Origin of the sequence: Aurantimonas marianensis (assembly GCF_024195285.1) — a bacterium.
Classification (GTDB): Bacteria; Pseudomonadota; Alphaproteobacteria; order Rhizobiales; family Rhizobiaceae; genus Aurantimonas; species Aurantimonas marianensis.
Genome location: NZ_JALHBS010000035.1, coordinates 97,725 through 116,057, shown reverse-complemented (window position 1 = coordinate 116,057; position 18,333 = coordinate 97,725). Strand labels below are relative to the sequence as shown.

Here is an 18,333-nt window from a genome sequence, read left to right as displayed (position 1 = left end):
CCTCCAAGTTCGAGGTGATCGAGGCGGGGCTGAAATGCGTCCAGGGCAAGCCGCTGGTGAACTCGATCTCGATGAAGGAGGGCGAGGCGGCGTTTCTGGAACAGGCGCGGCTGGTACGCGCCTATGGCGCGGCGGTCGTCGTCATGGCCTTCGACGAAAAGGGCCAGGCCGACACGATCGAGCGCAAGGTTGCGATTTGTACCCGCGCCTACAAGCTCCTGACCGAAGAGGCGGGCTTTCCGCCGGAGGACATCGTCTTCGATCCGAACATCTTCGCGGTGGCGACCGGCATCGAGGAGCACAATGGTTACGGCGTTGCCTTCATCGAGGCGACACGTCAGCTCCGCGAAACCCTGCCGCACGTTCACGTCTCGGGCGGCGTGTCGAACCTGTCCTTCTCGTTCCGCGGCAACGAGGCGGTGCGCGAGGCAATGCACGCCGTGTTCCTCTATCACGCCATCCAGGCGGGGATGGACATGGGTATCGTCAATGCCGGTCAGCTGGCGGTCTATGACTCCATCGATCCGGAACTGCGTAAGGCCTGCGAGGACGTCGTGCTCAACCGAAGCGACGACGGGACCGAGCGGCTTCTGGAACTCGCCGAGCGCTGGCGCGGGCAGGGCGGCCAGGAGGCCAAGGCGAAGGATCTGACCTGGCGCGAAAAGCCGGTGAGCGAGCGGCTTGCCCATGCTCTCGTCAACGGCATCACCGAATATATCGACGCCGACACCGAGGAGGCGCGGCAGGCCGCCGAGCGCCCGTTGCACGTCATCGAAGGGCCGCTGATGGACGGCATGAATATCGTCGGCGATCTGTTCGGCGCCGGCAAGATGTTCCTGCCACAGGTGGTCAAGTCGGCGCGCGTCATGAAGCAGGCGGTCGCGCTTCTGCTGCCCTACATGGAGGAGGAGAAGCGGCTGAACGGCGGCGAGGGGCGCAAGAACGCCGGCAAGGTGCTGATGGCGACGGTCAAGGGCGATGTCCACGACATCGGCAAGAACATCGTCGGCGTCGTCCTCGCCTGCAACAATTACGAGGTCATCGATCTCGGCGTCATGGTGCCCTCGGCGAAGATTCTCGAAACCGCGCGGAAGGAGCAGGTCGACATCATCGGCCTGTCCGGCCTGATCACGCCGTCGCTCGACGAGATGGTGCATGTCGCCTCGGAGTTGGAGCGCGAGGGTTTCGACATTCCGCTGCTGATCGGCGGCGCGACGACCAGCCGCGTGCATACGGCGGTGAAGATCGATCCGCGCTATGATCGGGGCCAGACGGTCCACGTCAACGACGCTTCGCGCGCCGTCGGCGTCGTCTCCAACCTTTTGTCGGCGGAGGCCAAGTCCGGCTTCGTCGACGGGATTCAGGCGGAATATCGCAAGGTTGCCGAGGCGCACGAAAAGGGCGAGCGGGACAAGCAGCGCCTGCCGCTGGCCAAGGCTCGCGCCAACGCCTTCAAGCCCGATTGGGCGGCGTTCGAGCCGGCGGCGCCGTCCTTCACCGGCGTGAAGGTCTTCGACAATTGGGATCTGAAGGAGCTGTCGCGCTATATCGACTGGACGCCATTCTTCCAGACCTGGGAGCTGAAAGGCCGATATCCGGCGATCCTCGACGACGAGAAGCAAGGGGAGGCGGCGCGATCGCTGTTTGCCGACGCGCAGGCGATGCTGAAGCAGATCATCGCGGAAAAATGGTTCCGGCCTCAGGCGGTGATCGGCTTCTGGCCGGCGAACGCCGTCGGTGACGATATCCGGCTCTACACCGGCGATGATCGCCAGGATGAGATCGCGACCTTCTTCACCCTGCGCCAGCAACTCGCCAAGCGCGGCGACCGGCCAAATCTGGCGCTGGCGGACTTCGTCGCGCCGGAGGGCAGCGGCAAGGCCGATTATATTGGCGGATTCGTCGTGACCGCCGGGATCGAGGAGGAGGCGATCGCCAATCGCTTCGCCAAGGCGAATGACGATTACGCCTCGATCATGGTGAAGGCGCTCGCCGACCGTTTCGCCGAGGCGTTCGCGGAGTTGATGCACGAGCGGGTCCGCCGGAAGTTCTGGGGCACTTCGCCCGACGAGGCGTTTTCACCGGACGAACTGGCTGGCGAGCCTTATGCCGGGATCCGGCCGGCGCCGGGCTATCCCGCCCAGCCCGATCACACCGAGAAGGCGACGCTGTTCCGGCTGCTCGATGCCGAGGCGAAGATCGGGGTGAAGCTGACGGAAAGCTACGCCATGTGGCCGGGATCGTCGGTTTCGGGCCTTTATCTCGGGCATCCCGACTCGTATTATTTCGGGGTCGCCAAGGTCGAGCGTGATCAGGTTGAGGACTACGCCCGTCGCAAGGGGATGGAAGTCGGCGAGGTCGAGCGCTGGCTGGCGCCGGTGCTGAATTATGTTCCCAAACCGGCGGAAGCGCCTCGGGCGGAGGCGGCCGAATAGGCAGCGCAACCCGGATGCGCGCCATGGCACCGGGGAAGGTCGGTCCTCGGATCGCGCCTGGCGCGAAAAATTTCCCGCAATCGCGCGGAGATTTGGAATGCGCGACGCTGCGGTGCGGTATCAGGGGACTATATACTGCCGTGACGATCAGTGAGGCGGCGAAGTTGCGGGCGGTCCAACAACCGCTTCTCCCGACAAACGGGATGGAAGAGTCGGCGGCAGACGGGGCGCGAGCGCTTACGCCGGGTGGGCGAATCGCTGTGAGTGGTGCAACGCGCCGATTGCGAATGGAAAAGGACGAAACCCGATGAGTTCTCTCGCCCTCCAGATGGAGCGTACGCCGGAGCCCGCCTTTCCCATTCCGGCAGGCGTCTTCGCCGAGACCGTGACGTCGGTGACGCACTACACGGACAGCTTGTTCTCGTTCCGCATTTCCCGGCCGCAGAGCTTCCGGTTCCGCTCGGGCGAATTCGTCATGATCGGCCTGCCAAACGCGGAGAAGCCTGTTTTTCGCGCCTATTCGATCGCCAGCCCCTCCTGGGACGAGGAACTGGAGTTCTTCTCGATCAAGGTGCCGGACGGGCCGCTGACCGAGCATCTGCAGAAGATCGCCGTCGGCGATACCGTGCTGATGCGCAAGAAGTCCACCGGCACACTGGTGCTCGACGCGTTGAAGCCCGGCAAGCGATTGTTCCTGTTCTCCACCGGGACGGGCATCGCGCCTTTCGCGGGCGTCGTCCGCGACCCGGAAACCTACGAGAAGTTCGAGCAGGTGATCCTGACCCAGACCTGCCGGCTCGAAGCCGAACTGACTTACGGGCGGGAGCTCGTCGCGACGGCGCGCTCGGATGAATTGATGAGCGAGTTCATCGGCGACAAGCTGCTGTTTCATGCGAGCGCGACGCGGGAGGGCGAAACCCGCCGCCACCGGATCACCACGCTGATCGAGACCGGCCGCCTGTTCGACGAACTCGGCATTCCGCCGCTCGATCCGACCGACGACCGGGCGATGATCTGCGGCTCGATGGCGATGCTGAAGGACACCGAGAAGCTGCTCGACGCGCGCGGCTTCGTGGAAGGCGCCAACAGCCGGCCGGACACCTATGTGGTGGAGCGGGCGTTCGTCGACTGAGGCGCTGCTCAAGCGGCCGCGTCGAAGCCGGCGCTGCTTGACAGGATGCGCCCGGAGCGGCACGGCGGCTTTATGAGCCAATCTCCCCACACCGGCCTGAAGGTCCTGGAACTCGCGCGCATTCTGGCCGGTCCCTGGATCGGCCAGACGCTGGCCGACCTCGGTGCCGACGTCATCAAGGTCGAGAGTCCGGCGAGTGACGATACGCGCGGCTGGGGGCCCCCTTTCATCAATCGGGATGGCGAGCGGACGGCCGCCTATTTCCACGCCTGCAATCGGGGCAAGCGGTCGGTAGTGGCGGATTTTTCCACCGAGGCGGGGCGGGCGCTGGTCCGCGAATTGGCGTCCGAGGCAGACGTTCTGATCGAAAATTTCAAGGTCGGCGGCCTCCAGAAATACGGCCTCGACTACGACAGCCTCAAATCGGCCAATCCGCGCCTCGTCTATTGCTCGGTCACCGGCTTTGGCCAAGACGGCCCCTATGCTGGCCGGGCCGGCTACGATTTCATGATCCAGGGCATGGGCGGCATCATGAGCCTGACCGGAGCGCCGGACGACGAGCCGCAAAAGATCGGCGTCGCCTTCGCCGACATCTTCACCGGGCTGTATGGGACAATCGCCATCCAGGCGGCGTTGACCGATCGCGCGCGGACGGGCCGCGGCCAGTTCGTCGACATGGCGCTCTATGACTGCATGGCCGGCGTCCTCGCCAACCAGGCGCTGAACTACTTTACCACCGGGATCGCGCCGCGGCGGCTCGGCAACGCCCATCCCAACATCGTGCCCTACCAGGTCTTTCCGGTCGCAGACGGCCACCTCATCGTCGCCTGCGGCAATGACCGCCAGTTCGAGCGGCTCTGCGACGTGCTCGGACTGGGTGATCTGGCCATGGACGAACGCTATCGGACCAACGAGGCACGGGTGGCGAACCGCGACGCGCTCACGCCGATCCTGACGGCGGCGATCGGCGCATGGACACGCGACCGCCTTCTGGCGGAACTCGAGACGGTCGGGGTGCCGGCCGGACCGATCAACGATGTCGCGGAGGTTTTCGCCGACCCGCAAATTCTGCATCGAAACATGAAGATCATGCCACAAGGCATTGCAGGAATTCGTACTCCCATCGTTTTTGGAGACGTCGATCTGTCCCTGGACCGGCCGGCGCCGAAGCTCGGCGAGCATCAGGGCGCGCGCTTCGGCGACCGCGGCTGAACCGGCCTTTTCGGCGCGCCGACGACAATTGGTTTCGACGGTCGGCTGGACGCGTCAGCCCTGCGCAGGCTCCGCGCGTTAAGCACTGGTTAACCCCATCCCGCTTAGATCGCCGTAGCAACCGAAAATTAACCGAGATGACCAACACCCTGACCGACACCCGCCCGATCCGCCTGAAGGGCCGTTCGTTTCTCGCGCTCGTACTCGCGCCGGAACTTCCGTTCGACGCGTGGCTCACCCGGCTCGATGATCTCGCCGCCCGCTCCACCGGCTTCTTTCTTGGCCGGCCGATCGTGCTCGATGTCGAGGGACTCGAGATCGACCAGGCGCAGTTGAAGGAGCTGATCGGCGAGCTCGGCGAGCGCAGCGTGCGGATCATGGGAATCGAAGGCGCGCGCGCATCGCTGCTCGGCTTCGGCATGCCGCCGGCGATGAAAGGCGGCAGGCCCGCCGCCGATTTCGAGCCACCGGCGGAAGAGCCCGCGCCGAAGAAGACCGAATCGACGAAATCCAAGGCGGCGAACAAACCGGCGACCGCGCAAGTGCCAGACCCGCAGCCGGTCAAGGCGATGCCCTCGATCATCATCACCGAGCCGGTGCGTTCCGGCCAGTCGGTGATCTTTCCAGAGGGCGACGTGACCATTCTGGGGTCGGTGGCATCGGGGTCGGAGGTCGTCGCCGGCGGCTCGATCCACGTCTACGGAACGCTTCGGGGCAGGGCGATGGCGGGGTCCGTCGGCAACGCCTCGGCGCGGATCTTCTGCCGCAAGCTCGAAGCCGAGCTGGTGGCGATCGACGGCCTCTACAAGACGGCCGAGGACATGGAGCCGAAATACCGCGGCCAGGCCGTCCAGGTCTGGCTCGAAGGTGACACGATCAAAGCGGAAATTCTGGGCTGAGGCCGTCATCGGCCGGAAAGCAGGAGAGCAAGATGGCAAAAGTAATCGTGGTGACGTCAGGCAAGGGAGGCGTCGGCAAGACGACCTCCACCGCCGCGCTGGGTGCGGCGCTGGCCCAGCGTGGAGAGAAGACGGTCGTCGTCGATTTCGACGTCGGCCTGCGCAATCTCGATCTGGTCATGGGCGCCGAGCGGCGTGTGGTCTACGACCTGATCAACGTCGTCCAGGGCGACGCCAAGCTGGCGCAGGCGCTGATCCGCGACAAGCGGCTGGAGACGCTCTTTCTGCTGCCGGCCTCGCAGACGCGCGACAAGGACAACCTCACCGCCGAGGGCGTCGAAGTGGTGATGGAGGAGTTGAAAAAGACCTTCGACTGGGTGATCTGCGACAGCCCGGCCGGCATCGAGCGGGGCGCGACACTTGCGATGCGCCATGCCGACGTGGCCGTTGTCGTCACCAATCCGGAAGTGTCCTCGGTGCGTGACTCGGATCGGATCATCGGTTTGCTCGATTCCAAGACCGCCAAGGCGGAGCGCGGCGAGCGGATCGAGAAGCATCTGCTGTTGACCCGCTACGACCCCGCCCGCGCCGAGCGCGGCGACATGCTGAAGGTCGAGGACGTTCTCGATATCCTGTCGATCCCGCTCCTCGGCATTATCCCCGAGAGCATGGACGTGTTGCGGGCGTCGAATCTCGGAACGCCGGTGACGCTCGGCGAGAACCACAGCGCGCCGGCTCTCGCCTACAGAGACGCCGCCCGCCGCCTTGCCGGCGAACAGGTGCCGATGTCGGTGCCCGGCGAGAAGCGCGGTCTGTTCGGCAAACTCTTCGGCAGGAGGGCGGCATGAGCCTTTTCAGCTTCTTCAGCAAACAGACCTCGGCGCCGAGGGCGCGCGAGCGCCTGCAGGTGCTGCTCGCTCACGAGCGCGCGACGGTCGGGCACTCCGATCTCGTCGCTCAGCTTCGGGAGGAAATTCTGGCTGTCATCGCCAGGCATGTGCAGCTCGATGGGGACATGGTGAGCGTCAAGATGGATCGCGGCGAGAACGTCTCGACCCTTGAGGTCGACATCGAAATCCCCACGACCGCCAGCGTGCGGGCGGCCTGACGGCCTCTCGTCCAACGAGCCCGCCGCACCCGACCGCGGCGGCTCCCGACAGGAAAAGGAGACCAGCATGAGTCGAGTAACCCTCCTGGAGCGGTTGAAGGAATTGCAGCAGACGCCGAAATTCCGGAACCGCGACATTCGCACGATCAGCGCCATTCTCTCGACCGAGGCGCTCGCCAAGCATGTGGAAGCCTGCGAGCAGGCCGCCGCGCGCTGACGCCAGGCGCCTTCCATCGAACAGTATCGAGCGGTCCGGCTTCGCATTGCGGGGCCGGGCCGCAATGCGTTTCGGAGACCCTGTTCGGGCGGGCGCGAAATCGCTTGCGCCATAGGCGGTGATCGCTACTGTGACAAATTGATCGGGAGGGCGCGAGAAACGCCCGATCCGGTCGAAGGACGGTTCCCCGGCTGCCAAGCGGCCGGGGCGAAGAGGGAATGCGACGGGCCGACCCAAGCAGGGGGCCTTCATTGCAGCCGACCCCGCGACTGTAGAGCGGCGAGGTGTTCACCGCCGATCCGTTCCGACGATGTCATCAGCATCGGCGGACCGATCGGAAAGCCACTGAAGCTTCGGCTTCGGGAAGGCGAGGCGACGACCGACGACCCGTGAGCCAGGAGACCTGCCGGCCTTGGAAACCGCCGCATTTCGCGGCCGTCACGGAGGTTGATATGACTGCCACTACCTACAGCATTGTCCATGCCGGAGCTTCGACGCGTATCGCGACCGGACTCGCGGCGCTGGTTCTCGGAGTGTTTTTCGTCTTCGGCATCGGGTTCGCCCATTCGGCGGCGGTGCATGATACGGCGCATGATGTGCGGCATTCCTACGGATTCCCCTGCCACTAAGCATTGTCTGCCCGGCCGCCATGACGCGGACCAGGCTTTTGCTTTGTCGTATTGATCGGAACCGCCCGACCTCGTCGGCGCGGAAAGGGGTATCGCTATGATTGTCAGATTCCTGTTGGCCGCGCTGGTTGCCGGCCTGTTTGTCGGTGTCCTCATGACGCCTATCCAATATGCCGGCGTGGTCCCACTGATCCTCCAGGCCGAGGAATATGAGAGCGGTAGCCGGGGACACGAGGCGGCCGGTGCCGATCGCGGCGGCCTGACGGAAAGCCGGCAAATGCCAGAGCTGTTCGGTGGCGAATTGGTTCTCGTCCATGACCACGACACGGCAGCCGGTGCGAGCAGCGAAGCGGCGGGCGCATCGCCGTTCTTCGGCCGTCTGCTTGGCACGCTGTCGGCGAACATCGTGGCGGGTGGCGGCTTCGCACTGATCCTCGCCGCCGTCAGCCTGCTCACCGGCCGCGCGATCACTTGGTCGAACGGCGTTCTGTGGGGTTTGGCGGGCTTTGCGACCGTGGGCCTGGCGCCCGCGCTCGGCCTGCCACCTGAACTGCCGGCAATGCCGGCCGCCGACCTGTTCGCACGACAGGTCTGGTGGGCCGCCGTCGTCACGTTGACCGCAGGAGCGCTCTACCTTCTCGTGTTCCGACGCGAGCTATGGACGACATTGGCCGCAATCGTGATGCTGGCCGTGCCGCATGTGGTCGGCGCCCCGCACCCGCTTGACCTTGCGAGCCCGGTTCCGCCAACGCTTGCCGCGGAGTTCGCGGTCATTTCGCTGGCGACGACGGCCGTGTTCTGGGTTCTTCTGGGGCTCAGCGTCGGCTTCGTGATGGACCGGTTCGGGACTCGCGCGGCGTGAGTGTAGCGCTCGGCGATGGTGTCACTCTCATTCTTGGCGGAGCCCGCTCCGGCAAGAGCGCCCTTGCCGAGCGACTGGCCGAAGCGAGCGGTCTTGCTCCCGTCTATCTCGCGACGGGCAGGGCTTTCGATGCCGAGATGGAGGCGCGCATCGGCGAGCACCGGGAGCGGCGGGGCAAGGGCTGGCGAACGGTCGAAGTGCCGCTCGATCTGGTTGCCGCGATCGGGCGCGAAGCCGAGCCGGAGCATGTGGTCCTCGTCGATTGCCTGACGCTGTGGCTGACCAACCTCATGATGGAGGGACGTCCGGTCGCGGCGGAATGCCAGGCGCTGGCGGATCATCTCGCCGCGAGGCTTCCAGGTCCGGTGATCCTCGTCTCCAACGAGGTCGGGCTCGGGATCGTGCCGGAGAACGCGATGGCCCGTGATTTTCGTGATCACGCGGGCCGGTTGCACCAGGCGGTTGCGGCGGTCGCGGCGAAGGTCATCTTCGTCGCCGCCGGCCTGCCGATGAAACTGAAGGGCTGATCGCCGACCGTCGAAGTCGGGATGATCGCGACAATGGAGGCACCCATGCAGGGCCAGAAAATTCCCGCCACCGTCATCACCGGCTTTCTCGGTGCGGGCAAGACGACGCTGATCCGCAACCTCCTGCAGAATGCCGGTGGCCGGAAGATCGCGCTGATCATTAATGAGTTTGGTGATCTCGGCGTTGACGGCGATATCCTCAAAGGCTGCGGTATCGAGACCTGCGGCGAGGACGACGTGGTGGAGCTGACCAATGGCTGCATCTGCTGCACTGTCGCCGACGACTTCATCCCAACGATGACCAGGCTTTTGGAGCGTGATCGCGTACCCGATCTCATCGTCATCGAAACCTCGGGCCTCGCCTTGCCGCAGCCGCTGGTCGCGGCCTTCAACTGGCCGGAGGTGAAGACGCGGGTGACCGTCGACGGCGTCGTTACGGTGATCGATACGGCGGCCGTCGCCGACGGTCGCTTTGCCGACGACGAGGAAAAGGTGGCGGCCCAGCGGGCGGCGGACGAGAGCCTCGACCACGACAAACCGCTGGAGGAGCTGTTCGAGGACCAGATCACGGCCGCCGACCTCATCGTCCTCAACAAGGCCGATCTGGTCGATGCTCCGACATTGGAGCGGGTGCGGCGTGAGATCGGGCAAAAGAGCGCGCGCGCGGTGAAGATCGTCACCGCGGAGGGCGGCAAGCTGCCGGCGGACGTGCTGCTCGGCATCGCCGCCGGCACGGAAGACCTCATCGCCGGGCGCAAATCGCATCACGAGTTGGAGCATGAAGGCGAGGCGCACGACCACGACCATGACGAATTCGAGAGCTTCGTCGTCGATGCCGGCGCCGTGCCCGATCCCGCGACTTTCGCGAAGGGGCTGTCGAGACTGATCGCGACCCATGACATCTTACGGCTGAAGGGTTTCGCCGACGTGCCGGGCAAGCAGATGCGGCTGGTCGTGCAGGCGGTCGGCAAGCGCATCGAAACCTATTTCGACCGCGCCTGGGCACCCGGCGAAACCCGGGCCACGCGTCTTGTCGTCATCGGGCTGCATGACGGCCTCGACGCCGTGCGGATAGAGGCCGAGATTCGCGCGCTGGCCGAGAGCGCGGCCAAAGAAGCCGCCGAATAGCGGGCGCCCCGTTGCATCTCCTCCTCGCCCAGAAAGGCACGATCGACGACGGCGGCGAGGCGGTCGATCTCGGCCAGTCGCCGGGCGATATCGTGGTGCTGTCGGCCGCCGACACGGAAATCGCCAGTCTGGCGGCGGCGGCTGGGCGTCTCGGGGGTACGGCGCCGACGCTGCGCCTCGCCAATCTTCTGCGCCTCAAACACCCGATGTCGGTCGACACCTATGTGGAACGGACACTACGCCACGCCAGGCTCGTCGTGGTGCGGCTGCTCGGCGGCGCGGCGTACTGGCCCTACGGGCTGGATGCGCTCATCGCCAACGCGCAGGCGGCGGGAGCCAAGCTCGCCGTCTTGCCCGGCGACGACAAGCCGGATCAGGGGCTCGACCGCTACACCACGATCCCGCTCGCCGAGCGCGACCGGCTCTGGCGCTATCTGGTCGAGGGCGGCGCGGCGAATGCCGAAAAGTTTCTCGCGGCCTGCGGTGCGATCCTTGGCGGCGGCGCATGGCCGGCCGAGGCACAACCGCTGCTGAAGGCGGGGCTGCTGGAGATTGGTGCCCGAGTATCCAGCGCCACCGACCATTCTTTCCCGAAGGCGCTATCCTCCGTCGAAGCCGAAGAGAAACCCCTCGCGGCGATCGTTTTCTACCGGGCGCTGGTGCAGAGCGGGCAGACCGAGCCGGTCGAGGCGCTGGCGCAGGAAATGGCGGAGCGGGGGCTGGATGTGCTGCCGGTGTTCGTTTCCAGCCTGAAGGACCCGGTGTCGATCGAGACGGTGCGGGCATTGTTCGCGGACCGGGCTCCCGACGTCGTCGTCAATCTGACCGGCTTCGCGGTGTCCTCGCCGGGCGGAGACCGCGTTCCGACGGTTCTGGAGGAACAGGGCGCCGTCGTCTTGCAGGCGGTCTTGGCGAGCGGGTCGGCGGAAAGCTGGAAGACATCCGCGCAAGGGTTGTCGGCCCGCGATCTGGCGATGAGCGTTGCGTTGCCGGAGGTTGACGGGCGGGTGTTGTCGCGCGCCATTGCCTTCAAATCGGCTGGCGAATGGGATGCGCTAACCGAGACGGATATCGTCGCGCACCGCTCGATGGCCGACCGCGTGGCGTTCGTCGCCGAGCTCGCGGCCCGTTGGGCGCGGCTGCGGCGGAAACCTGTTTCGGAAAAGCGTGTGGCGATCCTGCTCGCCAACTATCCCAACCGGGACGGGCGGCTCGGCAACGGGGTGGGGCTCGACACGCCGGCCGGCACGATCGCAGTGCTCGAGGCAATGGCGGCGGCGGGCTATCCGGTGGCGGATATTCCTGAGAGCGGCAACGCGCTGATCGACCATCTGATGGCCGGTCCGACCAATGCCGGCACCGCGATGCGCAAGGTGCGCGAGACGCTGTCGGTCGCGGCCTATCGACGGTTCTTCGCGGGACTGCCGGAGGCCGTGCGGTCGGCGGTGACGGAACGCTGGGGTGCGCCGGAGGGCGATCCATTCGTGGTGACGCATCGCGGCGAGGCGGCCTTCGCACTGCCGCTGGCGCGGTTCGGCGAGACGCTGGTCGGCATCCAGCCGGCGCGCGGCTACAACATCGATCCGAAGGAAACCTACCACTCGCCCGACCTTGTGCCGCCGCACAACTACCTGGCGCTCTACGCCTATCTCAGGTCCGCATATGAGGTGGACGCGGTCGTCCATATGGGCAAGCACGGCAATCTCGAATGGCTGCCGGGCAAGGCGCTGGCGCTGTCGGAAACCTGCTTTCCCGAGGCGGTGTTCGGGCCGTTGCCGCATCTCTACCCCTTCATCGTCAACGATCCGGGCGAGGGCACGCAGGCCAAGCGGCGGACGAGCGCCGTCATCATCGACCATCTGACGCCGCCATTGACGCGGGCGGAAACCTACGGGCCGCTGCGGGATCTGGAGGCGCTGGTCGACGAATATTACGAGGCGGCGGGCACCGACCCCCGGCGTCTGACGCTCTTGAAAGGCCGCATCCTCGATCTCGTACGCGACATCGGCCTCGACCGCGACGCGGGGATCGGCGCGACGGACGCCGAGGAGACGGCGCTGGAAAAGCTCGACGCCTATCTCTGCGACCTGAAGGAAATGCAGATCCGCGACGGGTTGCACGTCTTCGGCCAGGCGCCGGAGGGACGGCTGTTGACCGATCTCGTCGTGGCGCTGGCGCGGCTGCCGCGCGGGACGGAGCCGGGCGAGGCGTCGCTGCACCGGGCGATCGCGGCGGATCTGCTGGGAGCGGGTTCGGCGCCGTTCGACCCGCTCGACTGCGACATGGCGGCGCCGTGGGAGGGACCATGTCCACAGGTTTTCCACAGCCTGTCCACAGACTCCTGGCGGACGCAGGGCGACACGGTGGAGCGCATCGAACTGCTGGCGGCAAAGCTCGTCGCCGGCGAGATCACGCCCCAGCCGAAGTGGCAATCCACAGGCGTCGTCATGGCGGATGTGACGGCGCGGCTGAAGCCGGCGGTGACGGGCTCGGGGCCGGCGGAGATCGCCGGGCTGCTGGCCGGGCTTTCCGGCCGCTTCGTGCCGCCGGGGCCGTCCGGCGCGCCGACGCGGGGGCGGGCGGACGTCTTGCCGACGGGCCGCAACTTCTTTTCGGTCGACACCCGCGCGGTGCCGACCGAAGCCGCCTGGCATCTCGGCGCGAAGTCGGCCGAACTCCTGGTGATCCGACATTCGCAGGATCACGGCGACTGGCCGCGTTCGATCGGGCTCACCGCCTGGGGCACGTCCAATATGCGCACCGGCGGCGACGACATCGCGCAGGCGCTGGCGCTGGTCGGGGCGCGGCCGGTCTGGGATCGCGCCTCGCGCCGCGTCACCGGCTACGAGATCGTGACGCTGGCCGAACTCGGGCGGCCACGGGTCGACGTGACGCTGCGCATTTCCGGTTTCTTCCGCGATGCCTTTCCTGACCAGATCGCGCTGTTCGACCGGGCGGTCCGGGCGATCGGCGCGCTGGACGAGGAGGCCGGCGACAACCCGATTGCCGCGCGGATGGCGGCCGAGCGGCAGGCCTTCATGGCGGAAGGAGAGTCACCGGAGGAGGCGGACAAGCGCGCCGGCTTCCGGATTTTCGGATCGAAGCCCGGTGCCTACGGGGCGGGACTGCAGGCGCTGATCGACGAAAAGGGCTGGGACGACAAGGGTGATCTCGCCGAGAGCTACCTCGTCTGGGGCTCCTATGCCTACGGGGCGGATGCCGAAGGCGAGGCCGAGCGCGCGAGTTTCGAGACGCGGCTTGCCGGCATCGAGGCCGTGGTCCAGAATCAGGACAATCGCGAGCACGACCTTCTGGATTCCGACGACTACTACCAGTTCGAGGGCGGAATGACGGCGGCGGTGGAGCATGTCTCCGGCACACGGCCCGTCGTCTATCACAACGACCATTCCCGGCCCGAGCGCCCGGTCGTGCGGACGCTGGAGGAAGAGATCGGCCGGGTCGTCCGAGCCCGCGTCGTCAACCCGAAATGGATCGCCGGCATCATGCGCCACGGCTACAAGGGTGCTTTCGAGATCGCCGCGACGGTCGACTATCTCTTCGCCTTCTCGGCGACGACGGGCGCGGTGCGCGATCATCATTTCGACGCGGTCTATCAGGCCTTCGTCGCCGATGACGACGTGCGCGCCTTCATGCTGGAGAACAACCCGAACGCCTATCGCGAGATGAGCGACCGGCTCGCCGAGGCGATCGACCGCGGCTTGTGGTCGCCCCGCTCCAACTCGGCCCGTGCCCATCTCGGTGGCATCGACGGACGCTCGCCATGACCGGCGTGGTGACGATCGAGCGCATCGAAATGTCGGATACGGACGCGCACAGCCGCATCGTGGCGCCGCTCGCCGAACCCGCGACGCGGGGCAAATTCGCTTACGCGCCGCGCTTCGTCATGCTGGCGCTCAGCGATGATGAGGGCGTCGACGGCGGCCTGATCGGCAAGCTCTACTGGGACTGGCTGTCGATCGAGACCGTTGCCGTGCCCGAGCGCTGGCGGGGGCGGGGGCTGGGCCGGCGGCTTTTGGAACAGGCCGAGACGATCGCGCTGGCGGAGGGTTGCCACAGCGCCTGGGTCGATACCTATTCCTTCCAGTCGCCGGGGTTCTACGAGGCGATGGGCTATCGTCCGTTCGGCCGGCTGGCCGACTATCCGATGGGCGAAGAGCGGATCTTTTACGCAAAGGCGTTGGCGGGGTCGCCGATGGCAGACGATGGGATGGGGAAATGACGGACAAGGCCAAGATTACGGACGGAATGTCGGACGCCGAGCTCGACGCCCGCCATGCCGAGAAGATGAAGAAGAAGAAGGCGGCGCGCGACAAGATCCTCGCCACCAAGACGATCGAGAAGGGGCTGCTGATCGTCCATACCGGCAAGGGCAAGGGCAAGTCGACGGCCGCCTTCGGCCTCGTCTTCCGGGCGCTGGGCAACGGCATGAAGGTCGCCATCGTGCAGTTCGTCAAGGGCAAGTGGGAGACCGGCGAGCGCAAGGTTCTGGAGCATTTTCCCGACCAGGTGACGATGACCGCGATGGGCGACGGCTTCACCTGGGAGACGCAGGACCGCCAGCGCGACATCGCCGCCGCCAAGGCAGCGTGGGAGCGGGCGAAGGCGCTGATCATGGACGACGAGCACCAGCTGGTGCTGCTCGACGAGCTCAACATCGTCCTGCGCTACGACTATCTCGACATTGCCGAGGTGGTCGAATTTCTCAAGGGCAAGCCGGCGATGAAGCATGTCGTCGTCACCGGCCGCAACGCCAAGGACGAGCTGATCGAGATCGCCGACCTCGTCACCGAGATGGAGATGATCAAGCACCCGTTCCGCTCCGGCGTGAAGGCGCAGGTCGGGATCGAGTTTTAGGGGCGGGTGGTTGGATATTGGTATGCCGGTACCGGCTTTGGGGGGAGAGCTGAAAGCCCCGTTTCGGGAAGTAGCTCGAAAACGTCGATCTTTATGGCAGCCAGCGTGATGTCTGGATTTGCTGCCATAGCGGACAGCGTAACGCGCCTGCGCTAGCTAAGTCTCGTTGTTCGTTAGCACCCTTCTCCTTGCAGCGGCATCCCCAACCCGCACCGCCACCTGCCGAGTGTTGAACATCTCACTTACCTTCTTCAATCGCGCAGCCTCATCCTCGTTCTCAACCCATGTCCAAATCAGCGGGAGCAGCCCATCTACCGGTAAGTCTGTCTCGATCGTGTCCACGATTACATACCATCGGTTGCTCTTGGTTTCATACTTATGCATTGCGCCCAAGAGTTCCGCCGAGCGTGCCGTTTTTGCGTCCCTGTGATGAGTGACGATGTAGGTTAGGCCGCCTGTGGCCGTCTGAATTGAAAAGGCCTTGAGAGCTTTCCCGGTCTCGCGCACCTCTTCGCGCATATCGAGAATAGTTGCAGACAGATCAGCGAGCGCGGCACCTGAAAAATCATAGATGTCGACGACCACGCCGGCGAGGTCCGGGTCGCCGCTCCTTAGAACGCCAATCAGCTCCGAAATCACAGGCATCTCAAGCTGTTCGAGAATGCCGAGCGGCCGCTGCGCCTCGATGCCAAGGTCGGCCGCAATCATGAAGTCATCCACAACCGTCGCGAAATCGCGATCGAGCATCATCCAGTCGACGTCGTCCGGAATCGCGAGCTTGGATCGAATGTGATAACCGAGGAAATTGAACTCGCTGTCCGAAGTCACCTTATCGAAATTCAGGGATCGCGCCTGCAGGTAGAAGATTACCTCAACGGGCGAAGCAAGGATGCGGGTGGCACAATCGAGGAAACCTAGGTCCCAGATCACCGGCGGCGTTTCGTCTAAGCGCTTCAGCAGCATCCCCGAAAGCTGCGAGGCAGCCGGGAAGTGGTCACTCAACAAAACCATCGGAAAAATCCGCGGCAAGGTAGGAAATTGGAGCGTGCGACCGTCCGCAGTCACACATCGCGCCCCGCTGATGATGAGCTTGGCGCAGCTAAGCGCTTGCTCATACGGATGCTGTATCGCCCCCTTAAAATCATTCTCAAGCGCCTCCTTATCGCCCGCACGAGCCTTGAGCGACACACGCTTTGATTTAGCTTGGCCCACGATAACGAACTCACCGTAGGCGACAAGCACATCAACCTCGCCAGCAATCTTCTTGCCCCGGTACAGTGTAACGTTCTGATGTACGTGCCCCGAACCGAAAACACTCGTCAGGAGGTGCGCCGCCGTCTCCTCAAGGAATCGGCCTCGGTGTCCGGCAGCAGCCTCGCGGTACGACTTATCCGCAATCATCCAATAGAACGGACTCTCGTAAACGGATTGAAATAGCCGGTGCTGGCTCGGTACGAAGATGTACTCGCCAATGTCGATCAGCGGTGCGATGCCGACCAGATTGATCGTGAATGGGTCAGTGAAATAAGCGTTGGCATTCGTAGCAGGCGTTGAGAACTTCGCGAGGAAGGCGTTGGCTTTGCCGCCAAAGCGTTTCTTCAACTCTGCTTTGTCGATGAGAAGGCTGCTAAAGAATTCGCCCAGCTCCAAAACTCCACGGCTGTTGCGTTGGCCGCAAGCGTCCATCTGCCGCGAGATGCGTTTTCCGATGAAGGTTGCAATCTCCACAATCGGCCGGATAGAGATGCCGGCATTCTGGAGCATCCATTCCTGGTCCCTGCGAAAGCGATGCCTCGCCAGTTGACGGAACTGATGCAGGTAGAATCCGTCCGCGCCGTAGTAGATTGCCTCCCTGCCGATACTTCCAATAACTGTTAACGGGTCAGCGAGTGCACGTGTTTCTCGGTCTATCCACGGAGAATCCACGATGATCCGATCGTGGAGCTCACGCAGTAGCTTGTCGACTTTATCTGCGAAGCCATCGTCCGAAGGTAGGACGTTCCAAATTCTGTCGGAGCCAGACTGAACAGCAAGTCCCAATAGGAGCATCAGTTCGTTCGTGTTGAGCTTCTCCGTCGACCAGCGTTGCGCGGGGTCGTCCGTAACGCGCGCTTGGACCGTGTCTATGGTCAGTACCCAATCCCGATAGATGATCGCCGAAATCGAGTGAAGCGATCCCTCGCTCTGCGCGAGCTCGCGCAGAGCGTGCACGATCTCCTCCATCGGCCGTGGCGCTGAGCGTTCGCCTTCGGCTGTCATTAGGATACCTCGAGGACAGTCGCGGAACAGTAATATAAGCTGCTGTAGCGGCGTTGGTGACACGCAACCGGCAGCAGCAATAAGTCATAATGCGATATCCGGCATGAAACGCATAGCGGTCAACGCCGTGGTTGAGTCGAGCGTCCGTTTTTTGGCGCGGTGAAGCTGAGCGGAACGACTGCATGGAGTTGGATTGCGACGTTCTGATTGGGTGCCGAATGCCCTACGCATCTCATGAGCCGGCCCGCGCCGTTCGCCAAGACGAGGTCGCGACCGCAAACAGCCCTAAACGTTTGCGACCATAAAATCCGCCGGCACGCTTTTCTCCAGCACCAGCCGCATGTTGGGCAGGTCGTTGCCGTCCAGCTTGTCGCGAAGCGCGGCGCCTTCGAGGCCATAGCCGACCCAGCGCTCGGTCAGTCTGGCTTGCAGAACCGCCTCCGGCACGGCGAGCATGACTGTCATATCGAAGCGCTGGCGCAGCGGTGCCCAGGCGGGATCGTCGAAGAGAAGATAATTGCCCTCGACGAGGATGATGGGCGTGGACGCGGCGATGATCCGGGCCCCGGCGCGGGCGATCTCGATCGCCCGGTCGAACACCGGGACTGCGACGTCGCGGCCGTCGCCGGCCCGCAGCCGGTCGAGCATGACGGCCAGCCCATCGACATCGAAAGTGTGCGGCGCGCCCTTGCGCGGCCGGTCGCCGCGCGCCGCGAGAACGGCGTCGTCGAAATGGAAGCCGTCCATCGGCAGAATGTCGGTCGAACCCGGCGCTGCGGCGTTCAGGCGGTCACGAAGCCGCTCGACGAAGGTGCTCTTGCCCGAGCCGGGCGAGCCGGCAATGGCGACAATCAGGCGGCCGGACTTTTGCCGTGCCGCGATCACGTCCGCGAGGGCATCCGGCGTGATCGTCTTCGGATCTCCGGGGGTGGTGCAATCGGAGAAAGTCACGTCGTCGCTCCGCTATTCGTTCGGGATGTGAAAACGGCTGTTCACAATATGGAGACGATTCGTTACGAACCGGCCTCTTTTCATCGGGGGCGTGAATCC

The 18,333-nt window shown here is 64.7% G+C and carries 16 protein-coding genes and 1 riboswitch; of the genes, 14 read left to right on the top strand and 2 right to left on the bottom strand.

Annotated features, from left to right (window positions below; all coding sequences use genetic code 11):
- The 14 genes from metH to cobO form a co-directional block, all read left to right on the top strand.
- On the top strand, positions 1-2,435 hold a 2,435-nt coding region (gene metH, locus MJ956_RS06980; RefSeq protein WP_253963757.1), incomplete at its 5' end, for a methionine synthase.
- 307 nt (positions 2,436-2,742) lie between these two features.
- Positions 2,743-3,567, top strand: coding sequence for a ferredoxin--NADP reductase (locus MJ956_RS06975; RefSeq protein ID WP_253963756.1), 825 nt, complete (start codon positions 2,743-2,745; stop codon positions 3,565-3,567).
- A 72-nt stretch (positions 3,568-3,639) separates the two neighbouring features.
- On the top strand, positions 3,640-4,779 hold the full coding sequence (locus MJ956_RS06970) for a CaiB/BaiF CoA transferase family protein (RefSeq protein ID WP_253963755.1): 1,140 nt from the start codon (positions 3,640-3,642) through the stop codon (positions 4,777-4,779).
- Positions 4,780-4,916: 137 nt separating this feature from the next.
- Positions 4,917-5,678, top strand: a complete 762-nt coding sequence (gene minC, locus MJ956_RS06965) for a septum site-determining protein MinC (protein ID WP_253963754.1) — start codon at positions 4,917-4,919, stop codon at positions 5,676-5,678.
- Positions 5,679-5,710: 32 nt separating this feature from the next.
- Entirely contained in the window at positions 5,711-6,526 is an 816-nt protein-coding gene (gene minD, locus MJ956_RS06960; RefSeq protein ID WP_253963753.1) for a septum site-determining protein MinD, read from the top strand.
- The gene (minE, locus tag MJ956_RS06955) at positions 6,523-6,786 is read left to right on the top strand and encodes a cell division topological specificity factor MinE (RefSeq protein WP_253963752.1); all 264 of its coding nucleotides are present in this window, start codon (positions 6,523-6,525) and stop codon (positions 6,784-6,786) included. The genes minD and minE overlap by 4 nt, the downstream gene beginning before the upstream one ends.
- Positions 6,787-6,853: 67 nt before the next feature.
- Positions 6,854-7,003, top strand: coding sequence for a hypothetical protein (locus tag MJ956_RS06950; RefSeq protein WP_253963751.1), 150 nt, complete (start codon positions 6,854-6,856; stop codon positions 7,001-7,003).
- 163 nt (positions 7,004-7,166) lie between these two features.
- Positions 7,167-7,428, top strand: a riboswitch (cobalamin riboswitch).
- 27 nt (positions 7,429-7,455) lie between these two features.
- On the top strand, positions 7,456-7,632 hold the full coding sequence (locus MJ956_RS06945; protein WP_253963750.1) for a CbtB domain-containing protein: 177 nt from the start codon (positions 7,456-7,458) through the stop codon (positions 7,630-7,632).
- A gap of 97 nt (positions 7,633-7,729) precedes the next feature.
- On the top strand, positions 7,730-8,494 hold the full coding sequence (locus MJ956_RS06940; protein WP_253963749.1) for a CbtA family protein: 765 nt from the start codon (positions 7,730-7,732) through the stop codon (positions 8,492-8,494).
- Positions 8,491-9,021, top strand: coding sequence for a bifunctional adenosylcobinamide kinase/adenosylcobinamide-phosphate guanylyltransferase (cobU, locus tag MJ956_RS06935; protein ID WP_253963748.1), 531 nt, complete (start codon positions 8,491-8,493; stop codon positions 9,019-9,021). The genes MJ956_RS06940 and cobU overlap by 4 nt, the downstream gene beginning before the upstream one ends.
- A gap of 45 nt (positions 9,022-9,066) precedes the next feature.
- A complete protein-coding gene (gene cobW / locus MJ956_RS06930; protein ID WP_253963747.1) occupies positions 9,067-10,149 on the top strand; it encodes a cobalamin biosynthesis protein CobW in 1,083 nt (360 codons plus the stop codon).
- An 11-nt stretch (positions 10,150-10,160) separates the two neighbouring features.
- Complete coding sequence (gene cobN / locus MJ956_RS06925; protein ID WP_253963746.1) at positions 10,161-13,934, top strand: cobaltochelatase subunit CobN; 3,774 nt, start codon at positions 10,161-10,163, stop codon at positions 13,932-13,934.
- Positions 13,931-14,389, top strand: a complete 459-nt coding sequence (locus MJ956_RS06920) for a GNAT family N-acetyltransferase (protein ID WP_253963745.1) — start codon at positions 13,931-13,933, stop codon at positions 14,387-14,389. Before cobN ends, MJ956_RS06920 begins: the two co-directional genes overlap by 4 nt.
- Positions 14,386-15,024 carry a cob(I)yrinic acid a,c-diamide adenosyltransferase gene (cobO, locus tag MJ956_RS06915; protein ID WP_253963744.1) on the top strand — a complete coding sequence of 213 codons (639 nt, stop codon included), beginning with the start codon at positions 14,386-14,388 and terminating at the stop codon, positions 15,022-15,024. Before MJ956_RS06920 ends, cobO begins: the two co-directional genes overlap by 4 nt.
- A gap of 156 nt (positions 15,025-15,180) precedes the next feature.
- Here cobO and MJ956_RS06910 read toward each other — a convergent pair whose 3' ends face one another.
- Complete coding sequence (locus MJ956_RS06910; RefSeq protein WP_253963743.1) at positions 15,181-17,283, bottom strand: hypothetical protein; 2,103 nt, start codon at positions 17,281-17,283, stop codon at positions 15,181-15,183.
- A 285-nt stretch (positions 17,284-17,568) separates the two neighbouring features.
- Positions 17,569-18,234 (bottom strand): nucleoside/nucleotide kinase family protein, encoded by a 666-nt coding sequence (locus MJ956_RS06905; RefSeq protein WP_253963742.1) that lies wholly within the window; start codon positions 18,232-18,234, stop codon positions 17,569-17,571.
- Between the last annotated feature and the right edge of the window lie 99 nt (positions 18,235-18,333).

What these genes read in the sequence shown, in the direction of transcription:
- MJ956_RS06975 (WP_253963756.1), top strand. Translation starts at nt 2,743, where the DNA reads ATGAGTTCTCTCGCCCTCCAGATGGAGCGTACGCCGGAGCCCGCCTTT.
- MJ956_RS06970 (WP_253963755.1), top strand. Translation starts at nt 3,640, where the DNA reads ATGAGCCAATCTCCCCACACCGGCCTGAAGGTCCTGGAACTCGCGCGC.
- minC (WP_253963754.1), top strand. Translation starts at nt 4,917, where the DNA reads ATGACCAACACCCTGACCGACACCCGCCCGATCCGCCTGAAGGGCCGT.
- minD (WP_253963753.1), top strand. Translation starts at nt 5,711, where the DNA reads ATGGCAAAAGTAATCGTGGTGACGTCAGGCAAGGGAGGCGTCGGCAAG.
- minE (WP_253963752.1), top strand. Translation starts at nt 6,523, where the DNA reads ATGAGCCTTTTCAGCTTCTTCAGCAAACAGACCTCGGCGCCGAGGGCG.
- MJ956_RS06950 (WP_253963751.1), top strand. Translation starts at nt 6,854, where the DNA reads ATGAGTCGAGTAACCCTCCTGGAGCGGTTGAAGGAATTGCAGCAGACG.
- MJ956_RS06945 (WP_253963750.1), top strand. Translation starts at nt 7,456, where the DNA reads ATGACTGCCACTACCTACAGCATTGTCCATGCCGGAGCTTCGACGCGT.
- MJ956_RS06940 (WP_253963749.1), top strand. Translation starts at nt 7,730, where the DNA reads ATGATTGTCAGATTCCTGTTGGCCGCGCTGGTTGCCGGCCTGTTTGTC.
- cobW (WP_253963747.1), top strand. Translation starts at nt 9,067, where the DNA reads ATGCAGGGCCAGAAAATTCCCGCCACCGTCATCACCGGCTTTCTCGGT.
- MJ956_RS06920 (WP_253963745.1), top strand. Translation starts at nt 13,931, where the DNA reads ATGACCGGCGTGGTGACGATCGAGCGCATCGAAATGTCGGATACGGAC.
- cobO (WP_253963744.1), top strand. Translation starts at nt 14,386, where the DNA reads ATGACGGACAAGGCCAAGATTACGGACGGAATGTCGGACGCCGAGCTC.
- MJ956_RS06910 (WP_253963743.1), bottom strand. Translation starts at nt 17,283, where the DNA reads ATGACAGCCGAAGGCGAACGCTCAGCGCCACGGCCGATGGAGGAGATC.